The sequence below is a fragment of the Chloracidobacterium sp. genome, assembly GCA_015075585.1.
GTDB lineage: Bacteria > Acidobacteriota > Blastocatellia > Pyrinomonadales > Pyrinomonadaceae > OLB17.
Map to the genome: position 1 here is coordinate 375,557 of JABTUB010000001.1, position 26,315 is coordinate 401,871.

Genomic DNA, 26,315 nt, shown 5'->3' on the forward strand with positions numbered 1-26,315 from the left:
AGCGTTGAGCGTGATGTTAGAACTTCGAACTATCGAACTGATCGAGATAAACCTTCCGCTTGTTCACTTTTTTGAGACGAGCTTCGGCCGTACATACGAGCGGCGCATCATCTTGGTGCGCGTCGAGGATGCAGACGGAGCCGAAGGCTGGGGCGAGGTAACGTGCGGCGAAATGCCGGGCTATTCGGACGAATGGACCGATTCAGCGTGGGTTACTATGGAGAAGATCCTCGCACCGATGGTCGTCGAGCGTGATGCCGAATCAGCCGCGGACGTTTGGTGGCTTATGGCGTGGGCTCGCGGCCACCGAATGGCAAAGGCCGGCATCGAGACCGCATGTTGGGATCTCGAAGCGAAAAAGATCGGCGTCCCGTTATGGAAGCATCTCGGCGGCGTGAACCAAACAATAGACTGCGGTGTTTCGATCGGCATACAGGATTCGATACCGCAACTTTTGGACAAGATCCGCGGCGAACTCGATGCGGGCTACAAACGGATAAAGATCAAGATCAGCCCGCGTTGGGATCACGATGTGCTAAGGGCAGTTCGCGGCGAGTTCGGCGATATTCTGCTGATGGGCGATGCGAATTCGGCGTACACGCTTGACGATACGGAGCGGCTGAAAAGTTTTGATGAATTCGGCCTTATGATGCTTGAACAGCCGCTGTCTTATGATGACATCGTCGATCACGCCAAGCTTCAGGCACAGATCGCGACGCCGATATGCCTTGATGAACCGATAAAGTCGGCCGACGATGCCCGCAAGGCGATCGAACTCGGCTCGGGTAAGATAATTAACCTTAAGAACGGCCGCGTCGGCGGCCATACACAGTCGAAGCTTGTCGAAACGGTTTGCCGCAAGAACGGCATTCCCGTTTGGTGCGGCGGTATGCTTGAGAGCGGCATTGGACGTGCTCACAACATAGCGATCTCAACCCTTGCGGGCTATACGCTGCCGGGCGACGTCTCGGCAAGCAAGCGTTACTGGCACGAGGACATCATCGAGCCTGCGGTCGAGGTCTCAGCATCCGGAACGATAACCGCGCCGGACGCTGCCGGCATCGGGTTCGAGGTCATACGCGGGAGGGTCGAACGCGCATCCGTTCGCCGCACAACGATCGCGAAAACTTGAGCGGCCTTACGACAGCCAAAAGAGACGCAAAAATATCATTGCCACGACAAAAAGCAGAGTGGTGAGCGGCAGGCCGATCTTGAAGTAATCTTTGAAGCAATAGCCGCCGGGACTCATCACAAGGACATTCACCGCGTGACTCAGCGGCGTCATGAATGCCATTGAGGCTCCCATTGCAACGCCCATTATGACACCTCGCGGATCGACGCCGGCCTGCTGCGCTATCTGAATGGCGATCGGGCCGATGATCGTCGCTGCGACCGCGCCGTTGACAAGCTGTGTAAAGATGGCAGAAACGATGAACAGCCCGGCAACGAGTATCATCGGCCCGTGCCCGCCAAATACATCAACGATCGCAACGGCAGTGATCCCGGCGGCATTTGTCTTTGTCAGAGCGATTCCCATCGGTAGCATACCCGCAACAAGAAAGACCGTTTTCCAGCCGATAGATGAGTACGCCTGTTCTATGCTGATGATCCGTGCAACGACCATCGCGAGTGCGCCGCCGAGCATTATCGCCCCCGTGAGGTCGGGCAGGAGCAAGGCGAGCAGCAGTGTTACCGCAAAGATCGCCAGTGCCGCCCACCCTCGGCCGTGCACGGTCATCTCGGCGTCATCCTTGCCCATCAAAAGGATGATATCCGGGTCGTCGCGCAGCACGGCCAGCTTTTCACGCGGCCCCTGCAGCAGAAGTGCATCACCGAATCTCAGCGGAACATCCGCTATACCGATGAAAATTTCCTTATCTCCGTGCCATATCGCAAGTGCCGAGACGCCGTATTTCTCACGAAAGTGTATGCTGCGCAGTGTCCTGCCGATAAGCCGTGAACGCGGTGCGAGCATAGCCTCGAAAACCTCGACGGTCTGTGACTCAAGGTCACTCTCCTTCCAGTCAACATCCGGAAGGTACTCCATGAACGGCTTTACGTCGCGTTCGCGGAAATCATCTTCATCACCTTCGAGTACCAGCGTGTCGCCGCGCCGTATCTTAGTGTCGGGCGAAAGGTCGAGCAGTTTTTTGCCGCCACGTTCGATGGCAACGACATTAACGCCAAAGTCCTCACGAAGAGTGCATTCCGAAAGCTTTTTGCCGGTGAGGAACGAGTTGTCAGGCACACGCGCCCGGAAGAGCTTCTGATCGAGTTTGTATGCCTCGATAAGGTCGGAACGGCGTGTCGCATCGGGGGCGACCGTTCGCTCGATCGGCGAATCGCCCGGCAGCGAACGCCGTCCGACGAGCGCGATATACAAGATACCGAACACCGCGATGGGAAGCCCCACGGGCAGAAAGTCAACGAGGCTGAAGCCGCCGATGTCGTGGTCGCGAAGTATCGAATTCAGAACGATGTTCGAGGTGGTGAAGAGCGTAGCCGCACCGCCTAGTATCGTCGAAAATGCAAGCGGGATAAGGATCTTTGACAGCCGGACGTGAGCCTTCTTAGCGGCCCCGGTAGCGGCGGGCAGCAGCACTGCCGCTGCGGCGATGTTGTTCATAAAGAACGAAAGAAAGGCTCCTGCGACCATTACTGAGATTATCAGCTGCAATTCACTCTTCCCGCCGATGCGCGAAAGTATGCCGCCGACCTGTTCGGTAACGCCCGTACGCTCAAGTGCTTCGGTCAATACAAAGATCGCGATGATCGTTATGACCGCCGAGCGGCTGAATCCTGAGAATGCCTCCTGTGTGGTCAGAACACCGGTCAGTCCGAGAGCTACGACGACGAGTAGTGCTACGAGGTCGGCGGGCAGCCGTCCTGAGAGAAAGAGGGCGAGTGCGCTGCCCAAGATGATAAGTGTTAATAAAAGCTCGTTGGTCAAGGCTCAAGTGTAATTCGACATCGGTTTTCGTTCAATCGATGTACGGGTGCGAGGGTAGCCATTTCCGCGGCGATATTCAAGAATGATAAAGTAATTGATCTAATAGCTTTAGATATGAGCAGCAATGAACCAAACAAGATCATCTTTTCGATGGTCAAAGTATCAAAATTTTACGATAAGAAGCCTGTACTGAAGGATATCTACCTTTCGTTCTTTTACGGGGCAAAGATCGGCGTTCTCGGGCTGAACGGCGCAGGCAAATCATCTTTGCTAAAGATCATCGCGGGTGTCGATAAAGATTTTAACGGCGAGGTCGTTTTTTCAAAGGGCTACAGCGTCGGCTATCTGGAACAGGAGCCAAAGCTTGATGACACCAAGACGGTTCGAGAGATCGTCGAAGAAGCGGTCGGCTCGACGGTCGCTTTGTTGAAGGAATATGAGGAGATCAACGCCAAGTTCGCCGAACCGATGAGCGATGACGAGATGAACGCTTTGATCGAGCGGCAAGGCGAGGTGCAGGAAAAACTTGATGCGGCCGATGCGTGGGACCTCGATGCGCGGCTTGAAATGGCGATGGACGCGCTCCGCTGCCCGCCGCCTGAGACACTTATTAAGAATCTTTCCGGCGGCGAGAAACGCCGTGTCGCACTCTGCCGCCTGTTGCTGCAAAAGCCTGACATTTTGCTACTTGATGAGCCGACGAATCATCTTGACGCCGAGACAGTAGCGTGGCTTGAGCAGCACCTTCAGCGATACGAAGGAACGATCATTGCAGTTACGCACGACCGATATTTCCTCGACAACATAGCGGGCTGGATCCTCGAACTGGACCGCGGCGAGGGCATACCGTATCAAGGCAACTACTCGTCGTGGCTTGAGCAAAAGCATGTGCGGCTCGCTCAGGAGCAGAAGCAGGAGGACAAGCGGCAAAAAACACTCGAACGCGAACTCGAATGGATACGAATGTCGCCAAAAGGCCGCCACGCCAAGTCAAAGGCCCGCATAAATGACTACGAAAAGCTCGTAGCGACCGAAAGTGAGAAACGAAGCGAGGAACTTGAGATATTCATCCCGCCGGGCGAGCGGCTCGGCGACAACGTGATCGAGGCAAAAGGCGTTTCAAAGGCATACGGCGACAAGCTGCTGTTCGAAGGCCTGAACTTCTCGCTTCCGCCGGGCGGCATCGTCGGCGTGATCGGCCCGAACGGTGCCGGCAAAACAACACTTTTCCGGCTCATCACGGGGCAAGATACCGCTGACGGCGGCGAATTCAAGGTCGGCTCGACCGTAAAACTCGGCTACGTCGATCAGTCCCGCGACTCTCTCGATGATAACAAGACCGTTTGGGATGAGATCGCGGACGGGCTTGATGTCGTGCAGCTCGGCAAGCGCGAGGTCAACTCGCGGGCGTATGTATCGCGATTCAATTTTTCAGGGTCGGATCAGCAAAAGCGTGTCGGCCAGCTCTCTGGAGGTGAACGCAATCGCGTTCACCTCGCAAAAATGCTAAAAAGCGGTGCGAACGTGCTGCTGCTCGACGAACCGACGAATGACCTTGACGTGAATACGATGCGGGCGCTGGAAGAAGCTCTTGAAAACTTTGCAGGCTGTGCCGTCGTAATTAGTCATGATCGCTGGTTTCTGGACCGCATCGCAACGCACATACTCGCGTTCGAAGGCGACAGTCACGTTGAGTATTTTGACGGCAATTACAGCGAGTACGAAGATGACCGCAAACGCCGCCTCGGCCACGACGCGGACCAGCCGCATCGTATCAAGTACAGGAGTTTGACCAGAGCATAGATCAGCAGCGATGTTAAAGCGGTTCGGTTCACTGTTATTTGCGGCGTGCCTTATCACAGGATGTTCGCGTGGTGTCGTCGAGATCGCAAGCGTGCCCGAACCCGCCGCTCCCGCATCACCGATAGTTGAACAGGAGCCTTCTGCCGCACCGACGCCGTCGGTGCCGAACCTTCAAAGCGAACTGCTCAGTTCAAAAAATTCTACGACCGATTCGCCGATCGGCAGGTTCGATTTCAAAAATTACACCTACGAACTCCCGAGAGGCTGGCAAAATCCTGACGGAACGTCGGAGATCGAGTTAAAAAATGGGTACGTGCCGCCTGTTGAGACCAATATCGGCGACGAAATGAGCGGTGAACAAAGGATGGTTGCCAAAGCCCGGAGGCGTATCGGGCTTTCGTATGTTACAACGAAGTTCTTCGACGTTACGGGCGACGGGCAGGATGAAGCTGTTGTGATCTTGAAGATCGAGACCGGCGGCTCCGCCTTACCGCAGATCGCGTGCGTGTTCGAATGGAAGGATGATGCTCCGGAGCTATTATGGGAGTTTCGAACCGGTGACAGGGCTGACGGCGGCCTCAAGAATGTCTATTCGGAGGACGGCGAATTGATCGTCGAACTCTTCGGCCAAGACCGTTTTCTTTTGGGCGCGATCGAAACCGGCAAGATCACCGGCGATAGAGAACCGCTCTGTTGCCCGACGTTCTTTACCAGAACTTCCTATAAGTGGAACGGCAAGAATTTCATAATGGACAAGGAACGCCTCACTTTTTCGATCGCCGACCCCTCCGCACCGCCGGTCGATAAGCTGGGCGATATTGTTAACAACATCAAAAAAGCGCGGAAAAGATAAGCGTAAAATAGTAGAATACAGGCGTGCAGCATCACCTCATCCGTGAATATCTCGTTTATTGCCAAGTAGAAAAAGGTCTTTCGCCGCGATCGGTCGCAAGCTACGCTTTTGATATTGGCAAGCTCGCAGAATGGGCTGGAAAGAACGGTATCGACCTGCTTTCGGTTACTCGCTCCGACCTTCGCGAATGGCTCATCGACCTGGCTGCCGAACACTTAGCAGAAAATTCCAAGAGGCGGCTGATCAGTTCGATACGCGGGTTCTACAAGTTCCTTATGTATGACGGCCATGTCAAGGCGAACCCCGCGGAAGACCTCGTTTCACCGCAGAAGGGTGTATATCTGCCGCGTTTTCTCAACAAGAGCGAGATCGAAATGCTGCTTGCAGTACCAGATACTTCGACCGAAACCGGCCTGCGCGACCGGGCGATACTCGAATTGATGTACGCCTCGGGCCTTCGCGTCTCAGAGACTGTCGGCGTCAGAATTCAGGATATGGATCTCGACCTCGGGATCATAACAACAACGGGAAAAGGCAATAAAACCCGGCGCGTGCCGGTAGGGAGCAGTGCGATCGGGTGGCTGCAAAGCTATCTCGCCCTGCGGGCGAAAAAAGAAAATGTGCGGTTCGATAACATCTTCCTGACACCGGGCGGGAAACCGCTCAACAGACAAGAGATCCACAAATTTATCGTTGAATACGCGACGAAATGCGGGCTGAACGGTGTTACGCCGCACACGCTGCGGCACTCATTCGCTACACATCTGATACAAAATGCCGCCGATATACGTTCCGTCCAACAGATGCTCGGACATTCGGACATCTCGACCACGCAGATATATACACACGTAACCGATGAACAGCTTTTGAAGAGCTATCGTAAATTTCACCCGCGGGCAAGATCGGAAAAGGCCGACCGCGCAGCGGCGGAAACAAAGGTTTGCGGTTAAAACCGCATTGTTTTGTTCCGTTTTGTGCTTCGAAAGGGTGCCGGCTTAACTGACAGCGCCGACTTGCGCTTTTGCCGGCTTCTCGGTAATATTGGAAATTTGCTATTTAGCGCCTAAAAACGCTGATGGCAGCTTGAGAAGTAAATAAACGCATGGGTGGTCGAGCGGTCAAAGGCAACGGGCTGTAAACCCGTCGGGTTAATTCCCTACGTAGGTTCGAATCCTACCCCATGCACCATTTTTAATGCGGGAGTAGCTCAGTTGGTAGAGCGTCAGCCTTCCAAGCTGAATGTCGCGAGTTCGAGCCTCGTCTCCCGCTCCAGGTTCTGAGCGTTTGTGCCGTGCCCAAGTAGCTCAGGGGTAGAGCGCTTCCTTGGTAAGGAAGAGGTCACGGGTTCAAATCCCGTCTTGGGCTCCAGTTTTATTGGATTATTTGACTTTTTTGAGAGGAACACAAAAGAGATGAGCAAAGAGAAATTTGATCGGTCAAAGCCGCACGTGAACATCGGGACGATCGGGCACGTTGACCACGGGAAGACGACATTGACGGCAGCGATCACAAAGGTGATGTCGAAGCACAATCCGAAGATGGCGTTTCGGTCGTTCGATTCGATCGACAACGCACCTGAGGAGAAGGCGAGAGGTATCACGATCGCGACATCGCACGTTGAGTATGAGACTGCGAACAGGCATTACGCACACGTTGACTGTCCGGGGCACGCTGACTACGTGAAGAATATGATCACGGGAGCGGCACAGATGGACGGAGCGATCCTTGTGGTGGCGGCGACGGACGGGCCTATGCCGCAGACACGCGAGCACATCCTGCTTGCACGTCAGGTAGGTGTGCCTGCGATGGTCGTATTCATGAACAAGGTGGATATGGTCGATGACGCGGAGCTGCTTGAGCTTGTGGAGATGGAGATCAGAGAGCTTTTGTCGAGCTATGAGTTTCCGGGCGATGACATTCCTGTTGTGCAGGGCAGTGCGTTGAAAGCACTTGAAGGCGATGCAGCATGGGAGCCGAAGATCGACGAGTTGATGCAGGCGGTGGATGATTATATTCCGACCCCGACGCGCGAGACGGACAAGCCGTTCCTTATGCCTGTGGAAGATATCTTTACGATCCAGGGCCGCGGAACCGTGGCGACGGGAAGGATCGAGCGCGGTCAGATCAATGTCAACGAGCCTGTCGAGATCGTAGGTATCAAGGAGACGCGGAACAGCGTTGTTACCGGCGTCGAGATGTTCAAGAAGCTTCTTGATTCGGGAATGGCAGGCGACAACGTAGGGCTTCTTCTGCGCGGTGTTGACCGAAAGGAGATCGAGCGCGGACAGGTTATAGCCAAGCCGGGCACGATCACGCCGCATACGAAGTTCAAGGCCGAGGCGTATGTGCTGACAAAGGAAGAGGGCGGGCGTCACACGCCGTTCTTTACAGGCTATCGTCCGCAGTTCTATTTTCGGACAACGGACGTTACCGGAGTTGCACACTTGCCCGCCGGTGTCGAGATGGTGATGCCCGGCGACAACATCCAGATGGAGATCGAGCTGATCGCCCCGATCGCAATGGAGAAGGGGCTTCGCTTCGCGATCCGCGAAGGCGGCCGCACGGTCGGAGCGGGAACCGTTTCGGAGATCGTCGAGTAGTTGATGGTGATGAGTTGTGAGTGACGCACCAAAAACAGGGCGTCACTCATGACTCGTTACTGAAGAATTGTATTGAGCGAGTAGTTCTATGCCGAGAGATAATATCATTTTGCAGTGTACCGAGTGCAAAGAGCGCAACTACGTCACGACAAAGAACAAAAAGAACACGCCGAATAGGCTCGAGTTCAAAAAGTTCTGCAGACGTTGCCGCTGCCACACGCTGCACCGCGAAAATAAATAGACCGCAGGCAGGAGGCCCGAGACAAGAATCGAAAACGATCTCTCGTCTCAATGCTCGTGTCTGGTTTTTTGAAGGGGTATGGTGTCAATGGTTAGCATGGAGGTCTCCAAAACCTTAGGTCCGGGTTCGAGTCCTGGTACCCCTGCCAGCTAGTTGTAGGAGAAAGAGAAGTGTCAGAAGCAGTCGCGTCTTCAGCCGAGGGCAAGCAAAAGGAAGGGATCGGCGATTTTATACATAAGACAAGGGCCGAACTCGACAAGACAACGTTCCCTTCGTCGAGTGATGTCCAGAGCACGACGATAATCGTTATCATCAGTGTTCTGTTCTTCGGGCTTTATCTCTTTCTCGTCGATCACGTGTGGGCCTATTTGCTTGAGGGCCTGACGTGGCTGATCAACCAGATCGCGGGCATCTAGTCCAAGGGTGTTTGAAATGAAGCAGTGGTTTTTTATCCACACATATTCGGGGCATGAGAACAAGGTGGTCGAGAGCCTTACGGCGAGGATCCGCGATATGGAACTCGGCGAGCAGATCACCGGGATCCTTTTGCCCAAAAAACCCGTCGTCGAGATGCGCTCCGGCAAAGAGCATATTACCGAGCCGCTGATGTATCCCGGTTACGTGCTTGTTGAAATTGATTGCGACGAGAAGGGAAAGATCCCCGACAATGTGTTCCACGCGATCAAATCGACGCCGAAAGTTACGGGCTTCCTTGGCGGCAAACAGCCGACACCGCTCGCTCAGGAAGAGATAGACCAGATCTTGAGGAACATTGAAGAAGCGGTCGAGAAGCCGAAGCCGAAGTTCACGTACACGGTCGGCGAGGTCGTTCGGATCAAATCAGGACCTTTTGCGAGCTTCACCGGCAAGGTCGAAGAGGTCAATGAGGATAAGTCTGTGCTGAAGGTTTCGATAACGATCTTTGGCCGTTCGACGCCTTATGAACTGAGCTTTCTTGAGGTCGAGAAGGTTACGTTCGCAGAAGAAGAATAGATATATGAGGACATTCTCGCACACTTTGCGGGATCGTTAATCGAAAGAAATGGCAAAGAAGATTGAAGGTTACATTAAGCTGCAGATACCGGCCGGTAAGGCCAATCCGGCACCGCCCATCGGGCCGGCGCTCGGTCAGCACGGCGTCAACATCATGGAGTTCTGCAAGGCATTCAATGCCAAAACGCAGAATGACGATCCGGATATGAAAATTCCGGTCGTCATTACGGTCTATGCCGACCGCTCGTTCACGTTTGAGACAAAGACGCCGCCCGCAGGCGACCTGCTTCGCAAGGCCGCAGGCATCGCAAAAGGCTCGGGCAAGCCAAACCGCGAAAAGGTCGGAACGATAAGCAAGGCTCAGATCGAGGAGATCGCAAAGAAGAAAATGCAGGATCTCAATACCACGAATCTCGAAGCCGCGATGCGGACGATCGAGGGCACGGCCAAATCGATGGGCCTGACCGTGGAATAGCAAATTTTGAATCGCGTGCGCTCGATGCGTTCGTTATTCAAAAAATTAGGGAGAATCGCATAGGCGATTCGCTTGTACCTGGAGGTAAAAATGAAAAGAGGCAAGAAATACTTGTCCGCGCTTGAAAAGATCGAGGCGGGCAAAAAGCACACGCTCGACGAAGCGATCGGTAAACTCAAAGAGATCGCCTTCGCAAAATTCGACGAAACAGTGGAACTGACGATGTGGCTCGGCGTTGACCCGCGAAAAGCGGATCAGCTCGTGCGCGGCACCATCGTTCTGCCGCACGGCTTGGGCGGCGCGGCCAAAAAGGTCGTTGTTGTTGCTCAGGGCGATAAGGTCAAAGAGGCGGAAGATGCCGGAGCGGATTTTGTCGGCGGCGATGATATCGTCGAAAAGATCAAAGGCGGCTGGCTTGATTTTGACGCGCTGATCGCAACGCCCGATATGATGGGCAAGGTCGGACAGTTGGGCAAACTCCTCGGTCCTCGAGGGCTGATGCCGAACCCGAAAACAGGAACCGTTACGATGGACGTGAAGACGGCCGTCGAAGAGACAAAGGCAGGTAAGGTCGAATACCGCGTCGATAAGACCGGCGTTATTCACTCGCCGGTGGGCAAGCTTTCGTTCGATGCGGCAAAGCTGCAGGAGAACACGCGTGCCCTTATCGGAGCGGTGATGAAGGCAAAGCCGACAACCGCGAAAGGCCGCTATCTGAAAAAGATCAACTTGGCGGCGACGATGAGCCCGGGCGTCCTGCTCGATGAATTGGCATACGTTTAGTGAGGAGTGTCAGCAGCCCGCACTGCAAGTAAGGGCTCGATCAAGAAAATGAAATCAAGAGAGACAAAAGCAAAAGATCTGGCCGCCCTCACTGAGTCATTGCAGAATTCCAAGTCCGCGATGGTCATCAGCTTTACAGGGCTGACCGTTTCGAAGGATCAGGAGTTCCGCAGCAGCCTGCGTGAAGCAGGGGCGAAGTACCAGGTCGTCAAGAATACGCTTGCCCGCATAGCGGTCAAGGGAACAAAGTTTGAACAAGCAAGCGAGGCCTTTACCGGTGTTACCGCTATTGCATGGACCGAGAACGATCCGGTCGTGCTTTCAAAGGCGATCGCGAAGTTCATGAAGGACAACGCCAACGTTTACACCTTCAAAACAGGTGTTGTTGACGGAAGCCTTGTTGACTTCGAGCAGCTTAAGACCATCGCAAGCCTGCCTTCAAAAGAAGAGCTTATCTCGAAGCTCCTCTACGTGCTCAATGCACAGGCTCAGCGCATCGTTACGGTCATAAACGCCGTTCCGCGCGACCTCGCGGTCGTCATCAAGCAGATCGGCGAAAAGGAAGACCGCGTTGCAGCGGCCCCGCCTTCGGAGGCGGCGCCTGTTGAGGAGGCCCCTTCGGCTGAGGCGGCTCCTGCTGCTGACGAAGCGGCACCGGCCGCGGAGACGGAAGCGCCGGCAGAGCCTGCTGAGGAAACAGCAGAAGCACCGGCTGCGGAAGAGAAGGCAGAGTAATAAGTTTCGTTCCGCAGCACAGTGCTGCGGGGCAAAAGGCCGTGCCAAGGTAAAACGGGCCGATCGATTTGTCAGGTCGATAGGCTTTGGGCAATGAGCGGAAGGAGATGCAACCTGATCCTCGTTGTCCCCGGGTTCTGACGGCAAAACAAAGGCCGCACACGGCGGCCGTTAATGAGAACCCTAAATAGGAGATAGATATAGATCATGGCAGTTACAAAAGATGATGTAGTCGAGTATTTGAAAGCAATGTCGCTTCTTGAGGCGTCGGAGCTTGTCAAGGAACTTGAAGAAGTGTTCGGAGTTTCGGCCGCAGCGGCGGCGGCACCTGTAATGGTGGCCGCAGCAGGTGCGGGTGACGGCGGTGCGGCCGCGGCGGAAGAGAAGGATTCGTTCGACGTGATCCTTGCCGGAGCGGGCAGCAATAAGATCGCTGTTATCAAGGTCGTCCGTGAGGTCGTTGCAGGCCTCGGACTTAAGGAAGCTAAAGACCTTGTTGACGGTGCGCCGAAAGCGATCAAGGAAGGAGCTTCGAAGGCTGAAGCAGAAGACATCAAGGCAAAGCTTACCGAAGCGGGCGCTACGGTCGAGCTTAAATAGCATCAGCGGCGGGAGGGTGTCGTTGCGATGCCTTCCCGCCTTGATTGTTGCTAAAAGCTCTGTTAAACTGACAATTTCGCAATATTGGCACCTTGGACGGGCCTTTGTGGCGAGAATGGAAGTGTCCCGAGTCGAATCCCGGACCTTTCGGCGTTCGATTCTTTTCTAAAGCGGCGGCAGCGCCGCTCACAAGTGGAGAGTTGGTGTCCCGGCTAGGCACGCTCGAACAATTAAAATAACGGCAATCACTGCTGAAAAGCGGTCAGGGCGAACTTTACCCTCGACCGCATTTGCCGTCTTTTCTTGAAAACTTTTTGCGAGCGTTGCTCATGAGAATCGTAGCAACATCGCTTTGAAAAATCAATAGGTTCTTATTTACCCGCTATCTACTCGTATGATCAAAAATCCTCTTCAAAGCAGCCAGAACGGCGCCGGTAAGCGCACAAGCCAGTCGCCTGAGCGTGTGGACTTCTCGAAGATCTACACATCGGCGCAGATCCCCAACCTTATCGAGGTCCAACGCGAGTCGTACAACCGATTCCTTCAAATGGATCTTATTCCCGAGGAGCGAGATCACATAGGCTTGCAGTCGGTCTTCTCGTCGATCTTTCCGGTGTCGGACTTTCGTGAGACGGCGACGCTCGAATATGTCGAGTATCAGATCGGCAACTGGCAATGCAAATGCGGAAACCTCGAAGGCCTGGAATACTTACGTGCGAACTGTAAGAATTGCTCGGCAAAGATAAAGGTCGATCCGTTCAACCCTGCTGAAGTTCTTTGTAAGAACTGCGGCACTTTCAACGCTGTTCGCCCGACGCTGTGCGGCAACTGCGGCGAGCCTGTAGGTTTAAAGCACAAGCATGACCAGCAGGAATGTCAGGAGCGCGGTATGTCGTACAGCGTTCCGCTCAAGGTAAAGATCCGCCTTACTGTTTACGACAAGGACCCGGAAACGGGCGTTTCGAGCGTTCGCGATATCAAGGAAGAGGATGTGTTCTTTGGCGAGATACCGCTGATGACGGAGAACGGCACCTTTGTCATTAACGGTACAGAGCGTGTCATCGTTTCGCAGCTTCACCGCTCGCCGGGCGTTTTCTTCAAGGGCGAGCGCGACGAGTTCCTTTCAAAGATCATTCCGTATCGCGGCTCGTGGGTCGAGTTCGAATACGATCAGAAGGGCCTTTTGCACGCACGCCTCGGCAAACGCAAGATCATTGCCACGGTGTTCCTGCGTGCTCTGGGCTTTTGGCTGAACCCGCAGATCGATATGAAGACCGTCTCTGACAGCATACTTGAAGAGGTGGTCAAAAGTGCGGAATTCACCGATGACAAGATACTTGAGCTTTTCTATACGGTCGATGACGTAAAGGTGGAAAAAGGCTCTTTCGCCGTTTTGGTCAAGCCGGAGGGCGGTACCCATCTCATCGGTATGAACGCCGATGAGAGCATCAAAGACGGTAAGGAAGATGTAACGCGTAAGAACAGCAAGGTGACAAAGTCCGCCTTGAGCGATCTTCGCCGTATGAAGATCAAGCAGGTCAAAGTGACCACGGCAGCGCTTGAAGGAGCGTTCGCCCTTGCGGATATCGTCAATACCGAGACGGGCGAGATCATTGTCGAGGCGAATACCGAGATAACCGCCGCCACGCTGATGCAGCTTACAGACGAGGGTGTGACGGATTTCCGAGTGTTCTTCCCGAGCCGCGACATCATCGGCGAAGTAATTTCAGCGACCTTGAAGAAAGATGCGATCTCAAAACCCGTCGATGCACTGCTCGAGATATATCGCAAGATGCGCCCGGGCGATCCGCCGACCGTTCCGACGGCATACAGGCTGCTTGAGAGCATGTTCTTTGATGCACGGCGGTTCGATCTGTCGCGCGTCGGCCGTTTGAAGTTCAATATCAAAATGGGTAGGCCCGATCACGATCGCCTGACCGATCCGCTGCTTGCGCCAAATGACTTTATCGATGTCATCAATTACCTGCTTCGAATGAAGAAGGACAGTGAGAATTATACGCCTGACGATATCGATCATCTGGGGAATCGCCGTGTCCGTGCGGTCGGTGAGCTGCTCGAAAATCAGTTCCGCATCGGCCTCGAACGTATGGAACGAGCGATCAAGGAGAAGATGTCGATCCAGCAGGATATGCACACAACAATGCCGCGCGACCTTGTGAACGCAAAGCCGGTAACGGCGGCGGTTCGCGAATTCTTCGGCTCGTCGCAGTTGTCGCAGTTCATGGATCAGACGAATCCGCTTAGCGAGATCACGCACAAGCGCCGCCTTTCGGCATTGGGTCCGGGCGGCCTCTCGCGTGAGCGGGCGGGCTTTGAGGTTCGCGACGTTCATCCGACGCACTACGGCCGCATCTGTCCTATCGAAACGCCGGAAGGCCCGAATATCGGCCTCATCTCATCGCTTTCGTGCTTTGCTCGGATCAATGAATTCGGCTTTATCGAGTCGCCCTACCGCAAGGTCGAGGATGGCCGCGTGGTCGAATACGTCAAGGTGCATAACGGCGGCGAAACAAAGTATAAGCCCGGCGATCATGTGCCGCTAGAAGGGGTCGAAGCGGCGAATAAAAAGGTCGCACGCGCGGGCGGCAAACAGGCTGAATTCGAACCGTGGCCGTTCTATCTGACGGCTTGGGAAGAAGATAAATATATCATCGGCCAGGCGAATATCGAGCTTGATGCCAAGGGATATCTCGTCAATGAACGTAACGCCGCACGGCAAAAGGGCGAATTTATTACCGCTGACCGTGCTGACATTCAATATATGGACGTTTCACCGAAGCAGCTTGTTTCGGTGGCAGCGTCGCTGATCCCGTTCCTCGAGAATGACGACGCGAACCGTGCCCTTATGGGTTCGAACATGCAGCGTCAGTCCGTACCGCTGCTTCGTGCCGAGTCGCCCTATGTCGGCACGGGAATGGAGAAGGTGACGGCTCGCGATTCGGGTGCGGTGGTTATCGCAAAACGTAACGGCGTCGTCGATTATGTCGATTCGGAACGCATTATCGTAAAGGCCGATCATCATGTTGACGGCACGATCTCGCGCGAGGTTACGGCGGACATCTATTCGCTGGTAAAATTCAAGCGTTCTAATCAGAACACCTGCATCAATCAGCGTCCTATCGTCGCTGTCGGCGAGCGTGTCCGGAAGGGACAGGTCATCGCGGACGGGCCGTGTACCGACCGCGGTGAACTCGCATTGGGCCGCAACGTGCTCGTTGCGTTCATGCCGTGGCGGGGCTACAACTTTGAGGACGCGATCCTCGTCTCCGAAAAGCTCGTCAAGGATGATTACTACACGTCGATCCATATCGAAGAGCTTGAGATCGAGGCGCGTGATACGAAGCTGGGCCCTGAAGAGATCACGCGTGACATCCCGAATATCGGTGAGAATATGCTCCGCGATCTCGATGAAAGCGGCATCATCCGCATCGGTGCACAGGTCAAGCCCGGCTCGGTTCTCGTCGGTAAGGTAACACCGAAGGGCGAGACACAGCTGACCGCTGAAGAAAAACTCTTGCGGGCGATCTTCGGTGAAAAGGCGGGCGACGTCAAGGACGCTTCGCTGACATGCCCTCCGGGCATTGACGGGACGGTAGTTGACGTACAGATCTTTACGCGTAAGGGCCAGGATAAGGATGAGCGTTCGCTGGCCATCGAGGAGATGGAAGAGCAATCGCACCATCGCGATCTCGATGATGAGATCCGCATCCTCGAAGAGCAGCGTGATGAGCGCATCTATGAACTGTTCGAGGGCCGCAAGCTGACAAAGGATCTGATGAACGGCAAGGAACTCGTCCTCAAGAAAGGGTCGGTCCTTGATCGCGAGACACTAAAGAGCCTCGAGACGAAATTGCTCCGAAAGGCGGACGTGGCTTCCGGTTCGCTCGATCTTGCCGCAGAGGTCAAGGATTACGAGAACCGCACCGAGCGTCAGATCAGCATCCTTCGCGATATCTATGATGAAAAGGTCACCAAGCTCAAGCAGGGTGATGAATTGCCTCCGGGCGTGATCAAGATGGTGAAGGTCTTTGTTGCGATGAAACGTAAGCTTTCGGTCGGCGACAAGATGGCCGGACGCCACGGCAACAAGGGCGTTATCGCACGCATCCTTCCCGAAGAGGATATGCCGTACCTGCCGGACGGAACACCGGTGGAGATCGTGCTCAATCCGCTCGGCGTGCCATCGCGTATGAACGTCGGCCAGATCCTTGAAACACATCTCGGATGGGCCGCACGCGTGCTTGGGCTTCACTTTGCGACGCCGGTCTTCGATGGTGCTACCGAGGCGGAGATCAAGGAGTACATAGGCAAGGCGAACCATCGTTTTGACGAGCTTGACCTGCCGAATTCGGTCGGCCCGTCGGGCAAAACGAGGCTTTACGACGGCCTGACAGGCGAGCAGTTCGAGCAGAAAGTAACCGTTGGTTATATCTATATGCTCAAGCTTTCGCACCTTGTTGATGACAAGATACATGCACGCTCGATCGGCCCGTACTCGCTCATTACGCAGCAGCCGCTCGGCGGTAAGGCACAGTTCGGCGGACAGCGTTTCGGCGAAATGGAGGTTTGGGCACTCGAAGCTTACGGTGCCGCTCACATCCTTCAAGAGCTGCTTACCTGCAAGTCCGACGATGTCGCGGGCCGCTCGAAGATATACGAGACGATCGTTAAGGGCGTGTCGAATTTCGAGCCGGGCATACCCGAATCGTTCAACGTGCTCGTGCGTGAATTGCAGTCACTCTGCCTCGATGTCGAACTTATTCAGGAAGAGGACATCGACCCTGAAGAAGCAGTCGCGGGTGTTGACGCTCTGGTCGGCGTTGATTAGTCCATTGAGTTCATAGAGTTCATAGAGGGCCAGACAAACTCTATGAACTCTTCAAACTCTATATACGCTACGAACTCATAAATTTATGTTTCGATTTAATAACGATAACAAAACACAGTTGACCGCAAATTACGAGGCAATACGCATTTCGCTCGCGTCGCCCGAAAAGATACGTTCGTGGTCGCACGGTGAGGTGACAAAGCCGGAGACGATCAACTACCGCACATTCAAGCCCGAGCGTGACGGTCTGTTCTGTGCACGCATTTTCGGTCCCGTATCGGATTGGGAATGTCTTTGCGGAAAGTACAAGCGGATGAAGCACCGCGGCGTCGTCTGTGATAAATGCGGTGTCGAGGTAACACAATCAAAGGTGCGCCGCGAACGCCTTGGCCATATCGAACTGGCTTCGCCTTGTTCTCACGTATGGTTCTTCAAGGGCCTGCCGTCGCGTATCGGACACCTACTCGACATTACGCTGCGCGACCTCGAGAAGATACTCTACTTTGAGACATACATCGTCGTAGATGAAGGCGATGTGCCTGACCTCAATCAAAAGGATCTGTTGTCGGATGAGCGTTATCGCGAATTGATGCGCGATCATCCGAATCAGTTCGTCGCAAAGATGGGTGCCGAGGCGATAAAGGATCTGCTCCGCATGATCAATATCGAAGAGCTTGTCGATGACCTCCGCCAAAAGATGCGTGAGGAGACCTCGCAGCAGAAGAAGCTCAAGTACAGCAAGCGTTTGAAGGTGGCGAACTCGTTCCTTCGATCGGGCAACAATCCCGAATGGATGATCTTGGATGTCATACCCGTGATCCCGCCCGAGCTTCGCCCGCTCGTGCCGCTCGACGGCGGCCGCTTTGCAACGAGCGACTTGAACGACCTTTACCGCCGTGTCATCAATCGCAACAACCGCTTGAAGAAGCTTATCGAACTGCGTGCTCCTGAGGTCATCGTCCGTAACGAGAAGCGTATGCTGCAGGAAGCCGTGGATGCTTTGTTCGACAATGGCCGACGCGGCCGCGTATTGCGCGGAGCGAATAACCGTCCGCTCAAATCGCTTTCGGGAACGCTTAAAGGAAAGCAGGGCCGCTTCCGCCAGAATCTGCTCGGAAAACGTGTGGATTATTCGGGCCGCTCGGTGATCGTGGTCGGGCCGGAGCTTAAACTGCACCAATGCGGCTTACCTAAGAAGATGGCTCTTGAACTCTTCAAGCCCTTTATTTACAACAAGCTTGAAAAGGACGGCCATGCCGCAACGATCAAGCAGGCACGCGAAATGGTGGAGCGACAGGAGCCTGTCGTTTGGGATATTCTCGAACGCGTCATCAGCGAGCATCCGGTGCTGCTTAACCGCGCGCCGACGCTTCACCGACTCGGTATTCAGGCATTCGAACCGGTTCTGGTCGAGGGTAAAGCGATCAAGATCCATCCGCTGGTCTGTACGGCATTCAACGCTGACTTTGACGGCGATCAAATGGCCGTACACATCCCGTTGTCGCCGGAGGCACAGATCGAAGCCAGTGTTCTTATGCTTGCTTCGAACAACCTTTTATCGCCTGCGAGCGGCCAGCCTATCACTGTTCCGTCGCAGGATATCGTCCTCGGCTGCTATTACCTTACGCTCGGACGCGACAAACTCAGAGGCGAGGGCAAGGTCTTCAGCTCGATCGAGGACATCCTGCTGGCACTCGATGCAGGCGTCATTGAGACCCAGTCGAAGATCAAACTGCGCTGGCGCGGCGAGCTGATCGACCTTGCGACCGAGCACAACAGCCAGGACGTGATGCGTGCAAATGTCCGCGAGAATGTCGATGTCATCATTGAGACGACCGCAGGACGTGCGATATTCAACGAACGCCTTACGCGTGACGGGCTGCCGTTCGTCAACGGCACACTAAAGAAAAAGGGCCTGCAGTCGCTCGTAACGTTCAGCCATTTGCGGCTCGGACACGAGCAGACCGTGTCGCTCCTTGACGACCTAAAGACAATGGGCTTCCTCTACGCGACGCGTTCGGGAATGTCGATCGGCGTTGACGATATGGTAACGCCGCCCAGCAAGAAGGCGATCATTGAGGAGGCTCGCAAGGAGGTCGATAAGCTTCAAAAACAATATGAAGAAGCGACAATGACCAATCTTGAACGCACGAATAAGGTAACGGCGATCTGGTCGGATGTTACCGACCGCGTCGCGAAAGAGATGTTCAAGGCCATGCACGACCGTGAAGCGGAGCGGAACGAACTCAATCCGATCCTTGTCATGGCCGATTCCGGTGCACGAGGTTCTGAGGCTCAGATCAGACAGCTCGCCGGTATGCGCGGCCTTATGGCAAAGCCGTCAGGTGAGATCATTGAGAACCCGATCCTTGCGAATTTCCGTGAAGGCCTCGACGTTCTGCAATACTTCATCTCAACGCACGGTGCTCGAAAAGGCCTCGCGGATACCGCTCTCAAGACTGCCGACTCAGGTTACTTGACGCGGCGCTTGGTTGACGTTGCACAGGACGTGATCGTGTCAGAAGAAGACTGCGGAACCGTCAAAGGCGTATGGAATGAAGCCATTATCCGCAACGGTGAAGAGGTCGAGTCACTGCGTGACCGCATTGTAGGTACGACGTCGCTCGACGATATTTTCGATCCGGTTGACGGAACCATTATCGTCAAGGCAAATCAGGAGATCGATGAGGACCTCGGTGCGGCGATACATCTTTCAGGCCTGCAGAAGGTACGTATCCGATCGGCACTAACCTGTGAATCGCGTCGCGGCGTTTGCGTTAAATGTTACGGGCGTAACCTTGCAACAGGCAATACTGTTGAGATCGGCGAAGCGGTCGGCGTCATCGCTGCACAGTCTATCGGCGAGCCCGGCACACAGCTTACGATGCGTACGTTCCACGTTGGCGGTACCGCACGGCTTGAGCAGGAAACGAAGCACGTCGCATCGACGGACGGCACCGTAAAGTTCCTCGGCGATATGAAGGTCATTAAGAACCGAAAAGGCGAGTTCGTCAGCCTTCGCCGCCAGTCTGAGATCGCACTGCTCGACGACCGCGGACGTGAAACCGCTCGCTATACGATCGTTTACGGTGCGCAGATCCACGTCAAGGACGGCCAAAAGGTCAAGGAAGATGACGTGCTTGTAACGTGGGATCCGTTCACCTTCGCCATCCTTTCCGAGATCTCCGGCACGGTCAAGTATCAGGATCTGAAGGAGGGCAAAACGGTCGAAGAAGAGATCGATAAGGTTACCGGCCAAAAGCGGCTTGTCGTTAAGGACTCGGATGAGAAGAGTCAGCCGCGTCTCGAGATCCGTGTCGGCAACAAGGTGCAGAAGACCTATCAAATGCCGATCCGTGCCAACCTCCATGTCGATGACGGCGCTGAGGTCAAGGCAGGCGACATTATCGCGAAGATCCCGCGTGAGACGACCAAGACCAAGGACATCGTCGGCGGCTTGCCGCGTGTCGTCGAGCTGTTCGAAGCTCGCCGGCCTGCGGAGACGGCGGTTATGTCGGAGATCGACGGCTTTGTCGAGTTCGGCCCGATATCCAAGGGTAAGCGAAAGCTTATCGTTCGCGGCGATGACGGCACCGAGAAGGAATACGACATTCCGCGCGGTACACACATCAACGTGCAGGAAGGCGATCATGTCCGTGCGGGTGAACCGCTGATGGACGGCCCGCTCAATCCGCACGATATTCTTCGCGTACTCGGAACAGGAGCCTTGCAGAACTACATCGTGAACGAGATCCAAGAGGTCTATCGGCTGCAGGGCGTGAACATCGATGATAAGCACATCGAGGTCATCGTCCGCCAGATGCTTCGCTGGGTGAAGATCAAGGATGTCGGCGACACGGACTTCCTTATGGAAGAACAGGTTGACCGATTCCGCTATAAAGATGAGAATCGGCGTGTTGCCGAAGAAGGCGGAAGGACGTCAGTTGGCGAACCGCTCCTGCTCGGTATCACCAAGGCATCGCTCTCGACCGACTCATTCATCTCGGCGGCATCGTTCCAAGAGACGACCCGCGTACTGACCGAGGCTGCCATCTCCGGCCGTATCGATTATCTGCGCGGCCTTAAGGAGAACGTCATAATGGGACGGCTCATTCCTGCCGGCACAGGTATGAAATACTACCGCAACGTGAAGGTGGCGTTCGACCGGACCGAGAATCAGAAGCAGCAGGATGAGTTCGACGAAATGCCCGAGATCCGCGGCGGCCTCGAATTGCCGCCGATGATGGATATCCCGGGTGTCGAACCTGATGATTATGAGGAAGAAATGGATATGGACGATATGGATGTTGATGAAGCTGAATTAGAACTTGATGAGGCCTCAAGACTCGATGTCGGAGATGACGACGAGATCTGATTCGAACCCAGCCTTCAAAAGCGAACTAAAAATGCCGTGCCGGAGAGTCTTCCGGCACGGCATCCTTCTTTTTCGGCAAAGGCAGTTTTACTACCAGATCAGGCACGCATCTTTGCGAACCATTTTCTGCCCTTCTTTACAGCCCCACGCCTTTGCAAATTCAGGCATATTAGACATAGGGCCGTTGACACGCCATTTTGCGGCGGAGTGAGGGTCGCCCAGAACCTGTGAGCGTTCAAACTCAGGCGTGGCCTTTGCCGCCCATACCTGTGCCCAGCCTAAAAAGAAACGTTGTTCATTTGTAAAGCCGTCGATATCGGCGGGTTTCGGCTTGCCTTCGAGTGACTTCTCATACGCGGCGTGTGCGATGGTCAGCCCCGCAAAGTCGCCGATATTCTCGCCGAGAGTAAGCTTTCCGTTAACGAACAGGCCGGGCTGTACTTCGTAGCCGTTGAACTGTTCAACAACGCACGCCGCACGTTCGTCAAAGTTCTTTCGATCCTCCGGCGTCCACCACATCTTGAGATTGCCGTCGCCGTCAAAGCGGCTGCCGGAATCGTCGAACCCGTGCGAGATCTCGTGGCCGATCACGGCGCCGATAGCCCCATAATTGATGGCGTCGTCCGCGTTGAAATTAAAGAACGGCGGCTGAAGGATGCCGGCCGGGAACGTGATATCGTTGTTCGTCGGGTTATACGAAGCGTTGACCGTAGGCGGCGTCATGAACATACGGTTCTTGTCGCGAGGCTTGCCCAGGTCGTCGAAATTTCGTTTGATCTGAAATCGGCTCGATGCACGAAGATTGCCGGCGTAGGACTTTCGCTTGATCTCGAGGCCCGCATAGCCGCGAAGCACATCAGGATAGCCGATCTTTCGCTTGAACGTCGCAAGCTTGGCGAGCGCCTGCGTCTTTGTCTCGCCGCTCATCCACGAAAGGCCGTTTATACGATCCTTCATCGCGGCCAAAAGGTTGTCGATCAGCACATTCATACGAGCTTTTTGCTCAGGCGTGAATTTCAGCTTTGCGTACTCCATCCCGAGGGCTTCGCCGAGCACGCCGTCAGTATTTCGGACGCAGGTTTTCCAGCGCGGCTGCTGCTCCTTCTGGCCGTTGAGATATCGGCTGAAGAAATCGAAACTCGCATCGCGGAAACGCTTCGGCAGCATTGATGCAGACGAGTTCACCGTCATCCAACGCAGGTAGGTCTGCCACTCGGCGACGGGAACATCGGACAGCATAGTGTTCACTTCGGAAAAGAACTTCGTTGGTGCGAGGTTCATTTCTGTAATGGCCGGTGTGCCGCGTTCGGTGAAATAGCGTGTCCAATCAAAATTCGGTGTTACTTTTGAGGCCTCCGCAACGGTGATCTTGTTGTAGCTCTTGTTCGGGTCACGGCGTTCGACCGGCGACAGCGAGGCGGCGGCAAGCCGCGTCTGCAGCTTCAGGACGACATCGGCATTCGCTTTTGCTTCAGCCGCGGTGTCGCCAAGCATCTTGAACATCTGTTCGATATACTCTGCGAATTTGGCACGCACCTCGACGGACTTCGGATCGGTCTTTGTATAGTAGTCAGTATTCGGGAGCGAAAGGCCGCCTTGGCCGGCCGAGGCAAGCACTTGATTGGAATTCTTGAGATCGGTGCCGACGCCAAATCCGAATATCGCAGGGATGCCGTTATTGTGAAGCTCGGCGATGTTCTTCTTAACGTCCTCAGCCGTTTTTATCTTTTCGATGCTCTTAAGGAACGGCTTTATGGGCTTTATGCCTTCTTTTTCGATACGGGCCTCATCTATGCAAGACGAGTAAAAATCGCCTATAAGCTGCATGTTCGAACCTTTTGGGGCATCAGTTGCAGATGCCTTTTCGAGTATCTGCTTAAGAAGGTCCGTATTCTGATCGCCAAGGATATTGAAAACACCCCAGCGGGCTTCCGAGGGCGGCACCTGCGTATTCTTGACCCAAGTACCGTTCGTGAATTGAAAAAAGTCGTCGCAGGCGTCGGCCGTCCTGTCCATATTGTTCAGAGAAAGGCCGGCGCTCTGGGCAAGCGTGGTCGAATAGATCGACGTGACTATAAGCAGTGTAAACACACATCTCGAGAAATTATTACGCATTTTTGCTCCTGATCTGTTTGATTGTCGAAAGTAGAGTGTAAACGAAAGTCCACAGTTCACAAAACGGGCGTAAATATGGAAGTTACGCGGTCATGCAGTTGTTTTGCGAGTTCTTTGCGGTTCGAATTTTCGATAGGCGCATCACCGAATGTTACGACTGCGGTGTACTCCTTTTCTTTCAGAAGCCTCCAAAGATGCGCGAAAAACCCGATATCCTCCCACCAGCAGATGGCTTGATTTGCACTAAGTCGTCCGCCGGGCATAAGGTACGTGATCGCTGCATACGACACGGGAATATGTCTGGCGGCAGCGAATTGAAGGAATGAGGAATTAAATGCTATCACCGCTTCGCCCTTTGTACTTGTCCCTTCGGGAAAGACTATTACGCCTTCGCCTTCGTCGAGGCGTTCGATAATTTCGGATCCGGCACGGGGAATGTCGCGTCGGTTCTGCCGATCAATAAAAACGGTTCCGATCGACGCGACTATCCTGCCGACGAACGGCCACGAGCGTATCTCGGCTTTCGCGACAAAAACGCCTTCCACAGCGATCCGCAAAGCCGCGATATCAACGTAGCCGAGATGGTTGGCGACCAGAAAGAACGGCGGCTCGGGCGGCTTTCCGTTGACGACAAGCTTCATTCCTGTTATGCGGGCGAACGCCTGTGTCCAGCGGGCGAATATCCGTCGGCGAAATCGGAGCCTGTCTCTGACGAAAGGCGATGCCGCCAGCAGGACGCCGTAGTTGCCGAAGGTCGAGAAAAAGAATCGGACAAGCCTGACCGCTGCTCGAAAGTTTCGCATGAAGCTTAAGATCTCTTGAAATTGTAACGAAGCAAAAATCGCATTGGCAACGCCTTGCCGCCGCGCATCGCGGGCCTCCAGTTCATTTCGACGATCGCGGCGCTGACCGCCTCGTCGAGGCCGAATCCGGCCCAGCGTTTTATCCGCACCTTCAGCACGTTGCCGCCGGCGTCGAGATCGACCTCCGCATCCACCGTCGCGGCGATATCGTAAAGATAGGCAAGCTGCGTAGTTTGCGGCTTGATACGCTTGTATGGAGCAGGCGGCGTAAAGCCTTTGCCGGCAAGGCTTCCGACCGCCGGCGGCTCTTCCATTTCGGGAATTTGGCCGTTATTCCGTTCATTTTCGGCGGCTGACCGCGCGGCTGCGATCACCTTTGCCGCAGCCGCAGGTATCCGTGATGTCAATGCTTCCGCCGCGGCGTTTGCCGTCTCGGCGTCCGCGGAGTGGAGCGTGAAATCGATCAATTGTCCGCTTCGGGCACTGACAACATAGACAGCCGCCCACGATTCGAAATACTCACCGCGCTCGAACGAATTTCGGCGTTCTGTTCTCGCCCTTACAAGAACAAGAATATCGCAGCCTATCGCCTTGCCTGCGATCATTCCTTCGGCGGTCGTCATATTGTAGGGTGCGGCGACATTCACGGCTTTGAATGCTGTTTCCGCAAGGCCGCGATCGATCACCTCGGCCTTCGTTTGCAGTTCGTCTGTAAGTCCCGCTGCGAAGCTGTCACCGTCAACCGAAAGAAGTGCGAAAGTCTGCGCGGCGGCCTGCGCGGTGAAAAAAGCTGCTGCCAGGACGCAAGCGGCGGCACTAAGCGTTGTGATATAAGCCTTCGATCTCATCTTTGAGTTCCGCGGGAAAACAAAGCCGATGCAGGGAATAGCCTTCCTGCAGGCCGCGTACCGCACCGCTTACTTCCGAGATCTCTCGAATGCTCGGCCGCGAGAAGCCGTGCTCGACATAGATCAGATCTTTCACGTTCGACGTGTCCCTCGTATAGAAGTGATATTGCGAATGTGCTGCCTGATCTTCGAGCGTGTAATACTCCGGATCGAATCCGCGGGCGGCGGCGGCGTTACGCACGCCTTCAATGAACGAAGTGCGATCATTCTCGGGCATATCAAGGTCGTATGCCTTAAAGAGCCTTCGATCGAGGAAACGCGATGAAAGGTCCGCGAGTATCGTGTCCTTCGAGCCGCGCCATTGTTTTATGTAAAAGAGAATGTCGGTATCATCGAGCGACAGGTGCTCGGCAAGTGATAGCCTCTCGCCCCGCAGTATCTTGACCATTGGCGTTCCGTCGTAAAGCCAAACGTCGCCGCCCTCGCCGTAAAGCATCATCGCGCGTCGCAGGAGAGCCTTTAACATCGACTCGGCCGCACGAAGAGTTCGGTGAAAATACACCTGCCGGAACATATAATAGCGAGCTTGCAGATAGTCTTCGACGGCATAAACGCCCGGTCCGGAAATGTAAAGATGATCATCCCGTTCGTTGATCTCAAGCGATTTGATTATCCATTCGAGATCGAAAATACCGTACTTAGCACCGGTAAGCAGGCTGTCGCGGAGCAGATAATCCATCCGATCGACATCGAGCTGTGAAGAAACAAGCTGGGCGAGAGCGCGCCGCCGGAATCTGCCGCGCAAAATTGAAGCTATGTCTGCCGCAAGCGTCGCCGAATGATCCGCAAGGATCCTGCCGATCTCGGTGTCAGTGCTTTGGACGGTGCTTATTGAGAACTCTTCGTGGTGAAAACCAAGTATCGACTCGATCACGTGCGAGAAGGCGCCGTGCCCGACATCGTGAAGCAGGGCCGCGACCCTTACGGCAATGCGGTCATCGTCACTGATCTCATACTTTAGCCGCAGCCTGTCCAGTGTGCGGGTCGCAAGGTGAAATGCCCCCAGCGAATGTGTAAAACGCGAGTGTTCAGCTGATTGATAAGCAAAGTAAGCAAGGCCGAGCTGCCTTATACGCCGCAAACGCTGAAACTCTGCCGAGTCGATCAGCTCTGCTATCAGTTCACCTTCCGGCGTTCCGGTCTGAACGCGAATGATGTTATGGACAGAATCTCTGTAAATGCGCTCAGACATGGGAAAATTATTACAGACAATATCATCATAAACAAAAAGA

The 26,315-nt window shown here is 54.6% G+C and carries 19 protein-coding genes and 4 tRNA genes; 18 read left to right on the plus strand and 5 right to left on the minus strand.

Annotated elements, in window-relative coordinates:
- Positions 1-13: 13 nt before the first annotated feature.
- Positions 14-1,132: an o-succinylbenzoate synthase gene (menC, locus tag HS105_01690; GenBank protein MBE7515317.1), complete on the plus strand. Its 1,119-nt coding sequence runs from the start codon at positions 14-16 to the stop codon at positions 1,130-1,132.
- A 6-nt stretch (positions 1,133-1,138) separates the two neighbouring features.
- Here menC and HS105_01695 read toward each other — a convergent pair whose 3' ends face one another.
- A complete protein-coding gene (locus HS105_01695) occupies positions 1,139-2,950 on the minus strand; it encodes an SLC13 family permease (protein MBE7515318.1) in 1,812 nt (603 codons plus the stop codon).
- 114 nt (positions 2,951-3,064) lie between these two features.
- On the opposite strand from HS105_01695, the gene ettA reads away from it, so the two are divergent.
- From ettA to rpoC, 17 genes are all read left to right on the plus strand, one after another.
- Positions 3,065-4,753: an energy-dependent translational throttle protein EttA gene (ettA, locus tag HS105_01700; protein MBE7515319.1), complete on the plus strand. Its 1,689-nt coding sequence runs from the start codon at positions 3,065-3,067 to the stop codon at positions 4,751-4,753.
- Positions 4,754-4,763: 10 nt separating this feature from the next.
- The gene (locus HS105_01705; GenBank protein MBE7515320.1) at positions 4,764-5,606 is read left to right on the plus strand and encodes a hypothetical protein; all 843 of its coding nucleotides are present in this window, start codon (positions 4,764-4,766) and stop codon (positions 5,604-5,606) included.
- Positions 5,607-5,629: 23 nt separating this feature from the next.
- On the plus strand, positions 5,630-6,556 hold the full coding sequence (locus tag HS105_01710; protein ID MBE7515321.1) for a tyrosine recombinase XerD: 927 nt from the start codon (positions 5,630-5,632) through the stop codon (positions 6,554-6,556).
- A gap of 150 nt (positions 6,557-6,706) precedes the next feature.
- Positions 6,707-6,794, plus strand: a tRNA-Tyr gene (locus HS105_01715).
- Positions 6,795-6,802: 8 nt separating this feature from the next.
- Positions 6,803-6,878, plus strand: a tRNA-Gly gene (locus HS105_01720).
- A gap of 21 nt (positions 6,879-6,899) precedes the next feature.
- Positions 6,900-6,974: transfer RNA gene (locus tag HS105_01725), tRNA-Thr, on the plus strand.
- Positions 6,975-7,018: 44 nt separating this feature from the next.
- Positions 7,019-8,206 (plus strand): elongation factor Tu, encoded by a 1,188-nt coding sequence (gene tuf, locus HS105_01730; protein MBE7515322.1) that lies wholly within the window; start codon positions 7,019-7,021, stop codon positions 8,204-8,206.
- Positions 8,207-8,294: 88 nt separating this feature from the next.
- On the plus strand, positions 8,295-8,447 hold the full coding sequence (gene rpmG / locus HS105_01735; GenBank protein MBE7515323.1) for a 50S ribosomal protein L33: 153 nt from the start codon (positions 8,295-8,297) through the stop codon (positions 8,445-8,447).
- A 72-nt stretch (positions 8,448-8,519) separates the two neighbouring features.
- Positions 8,520-8,595, plus strand: a tRNA-Trp gene (locus HS105_01740).
- A 22-nt stretch (positions 8,596-8,617) separates the two neighbouring features.
- Entirely contained in the window at positions 8,618-8,863 is a 246-nt protein-coding gene (gene secE / locus HS105_01745; protein ID MBE7515324.1) for a preprotein translocase subunit SecE, read from the plus strand.
- A gap of 16 nt (positions 8,864-8,879) precedes the next feature.
- Positions 8,880-9,440: a transcription termination/antitermination protein NusG gene (gene nusG, locus HS105_01750; GenBank protein ID MBE7515325.1), complete on the plus strand. Its 561-nt coding sequence runs from the start codon at positions 8,880-8,882 to the stop codon at positions 9,438-9,440.
- 49 nt (positions 9,441-9,489) lie between these two features.
- Positions 9,490-9,915, plus strand: a complete 426-nt coding sequence (rplK, locus tag HS105_01755) for a 50S ribosomal protein L11 (GenBank protein ID MBE7515326.1) — start codon at positions 9,490-9,492, stop codon at positions 9,913-9,915.
- Positions 9,916-10,005: 90 nt separating this feature from the next.
- Positions 10,006-10,698 carry a 50S ribosomal protein L1 gene (locus HS105_01760; GenBank protein ID MBE7515327.1) on the plus strand — a complete coding sequence of 231 codons (693 nt, stop codon included), beginning with the start codon at positions 10,006-10,008 and terminating at the stop codon, positions 10,696-10,698.
- Between the two features lie 48 nt (positions 10,699-10,746).
- Positions 10,747-11,433 carry a 50S ribosomal protein L10 gene (locus tag HS105_01765; protein ID MBE7515328.1) on the plus strand — a complete coding sequence of 229 codons (687 nt, stop codon included), beginning with the start codon at positions 10,747-10,749 and terminating at the stop codon, positions 11,431-11,433.
- Positions 11,434-11,637: 204 nt separating this feature from the next.
- Positions 11,638-12,033, plus strand: a complete 396-nt coding sequence (rplL, locus tag HS105_01770; GenBank protein ID MBE7515329.1) for a 50S ribosomal protein L7/L12 — start codon at positions 11,638-11,640, stop codon at positions 12,031-12,033.
- A gap of 394 nt (positions 12,034-12,427) precedes the next feature.
- Positions 12,428-16,882 (plus strand): DNA-directed RNA polymerase subunit beta, encoded by a 4,455-nt coding sequence (gene rpoB / locus HS105_01775; GenBank protein ID MBE7515330.1) that lies wholly within the window; start codon positions 12,428-12,430, stop codon positions 16,880-16,882.
- An 85-nt stretch (positions 16,883-16,967) separates the two neighbouring features.
- Entirely contained in the window at positions 16,968-21,257 is a 4,290-nt protein-coding gene (gene rpoC / locus HS105_01780; protein ID MBE7515331.1) for a DNA-directed RNA polymerase subunit beta', read from the plus strand.
- Positions 21,258-21,347: 90 nt separating this feature from the next.
- Here rpoC and HS105_01785 read toward each other — a convergent pair whose 3' ends face one another.
- Genes HS105_01785 through HS105_01800 form a run of 4 tightly spaced genes read right to left on the minus strand, consistent with a single transcriptional unit; the run spans position 21,348 to position 26,275 of the window.
- Positions 21,348-23,372: a M13 family metallopeptidase gene (locus tag HS105_01785; GenBank protein ID MBE7515332.1), complete on the minus strand. Its 2,025-nt coding sequence runs from the start codon at positions 23,370-23,372 to the stop codon at positions 21,348-21,350.
- Positions 23,373-23,428: 56 nt separating this feature from the next.
- Complete coding sequence (locus tag HS105_01790) at positions 23,429-24,175, minus strand: 1-acyl-sn-glycerol-3-phosphate acyltransferase (GenBank protein MBE7515333.1); 747 nt, start codon at positions 24,173-24,175, stop codon at positions 23,429-23,431.
- 5 nt (positions 24,176-24,180) lie between these two features.
- Entirely contained in the window at positions 24,181-25,023 is an 843-nt protein-coding gene (locus HS105_01795; GenBank protein ID MBE7515334.1) for an energy transducer TonB, read from the minus strand.
- A complete protein-coding gene (locus HS105_01800; protein MBE7515335.1) occupies positions 24,992-26,275 on the minus strand; it encodes an HD domain-containing protein in 1,284 nt (427 codons plus the stop codon). Before HS105_01800 ends, HS105_01795 begins: the two co-directional genes overlap by 32 nt.
- Positions 26,276-26,315: the final 40 nt, after the last annotated feature.

Excerpts from the sequence above, each read along its gene's own strand:
- ettA (MBE7515319.1), top strand. The coding sequence starts at position 3,065 with ATGAGCAGCAATGAACCAAACAAGATCATCTTTTCGATGGTCAAAGTA.
- HS105_01800 (MBE7515335.1), bottom strand. The coding sequence starts at position 26,275 with ATGTCTGAGCGCATTTACAGAGATTCTGTCCATAACATCATTCGCGTT.
- rpoC (MBE7515331.1), top strand. The coding sequence starts at position 16,968 with ATGTTTCGATTTAATAACGATAACAAAACACAGTTGACCGCAAATTAC.
- rpoB (MBE7515330.1), top strand. The coding sequence starts at position 12,428 with ATGATCAAAAATCCTCTTCAAAGCAGCCAGAACGGCGCCGGTAAGCGC.
- HS105_01760 (MBE7515327.1), top strand. The coding sequence starts at position 10,006 with ATGAAAAGAGGCAAGAAATACTTGTCCGCGCTTGAAAAGATCGAGGCG.
- rpmG (MBE7515323.1), top strand. The coding sequence starts at position 8,295 with ATGCCGAGAGATAATATCATTTTGCAGTGTACCGAGTGCAAAGAGCGC.
- rplK (MBE7515326.1), top strand. The coding sequence starts at position 9,490 with ATGGCAAAGAAGATTGAAGGTTACATTAAGCTGCAGATACCGGCCGGT.
- nusG (MBE7515325.1), top strand. The coding sequence starts at position 8,880 with ATGAAGCAGTGGTTTTTTATCCACACATATTCGGGGCATGAGAACAAG.
- HS105_01765 (MBE7515328.1), top strand. The coding sequence starts at position 10,747 with ATGAAATCAAGAGAGACAAAAGCAAAAGATCTGGCCGCCCTCACTGAG.
- HS105_01795 (MBE7515334.1), bottom strand. The coding sequence starts at position 25,023 with ATGAGATCGAAGGCTTATATCACAACGCTTAGTGCCGCCGCTTGCGTC.
- tuf (MBE7515322.1), top strand. The coding sequence starts at position 7,019 with ATGAGCAAAGAGAAATTTGATCGGTCAAAGCCGCACGTGAACATCGGG.
- menC (MBE7515317.1), top strand. The coding sequence starts at position 14 with ATGTTAGAACTTCGAACTATCGAACTGATCGAGATAAACCTTCCGCTT.
- HS105_01790 (MBE7515333.1), bottom strand. The coding sequence starts at position 24,175 with ATGCGAAACTTTCGAGCAGCGGTCAGGCTTGTCCGATTCTTTTTCTCG.
- HS105_01785 (MBE7515332.1), bottom strand. The coding sequence starts at position 23,372 with ATGCGTAATAATTTCTCGAGATGTGTGTTTACACTGCTTATAGTCACG.
- HS105_01705 (MBE7515320.1), top strand. The coding sequence starts at position 4,764 with ATGTTAAAGCGGTTCGGTTCACTGTTATTTGCGGCGTGCCTTATCACA.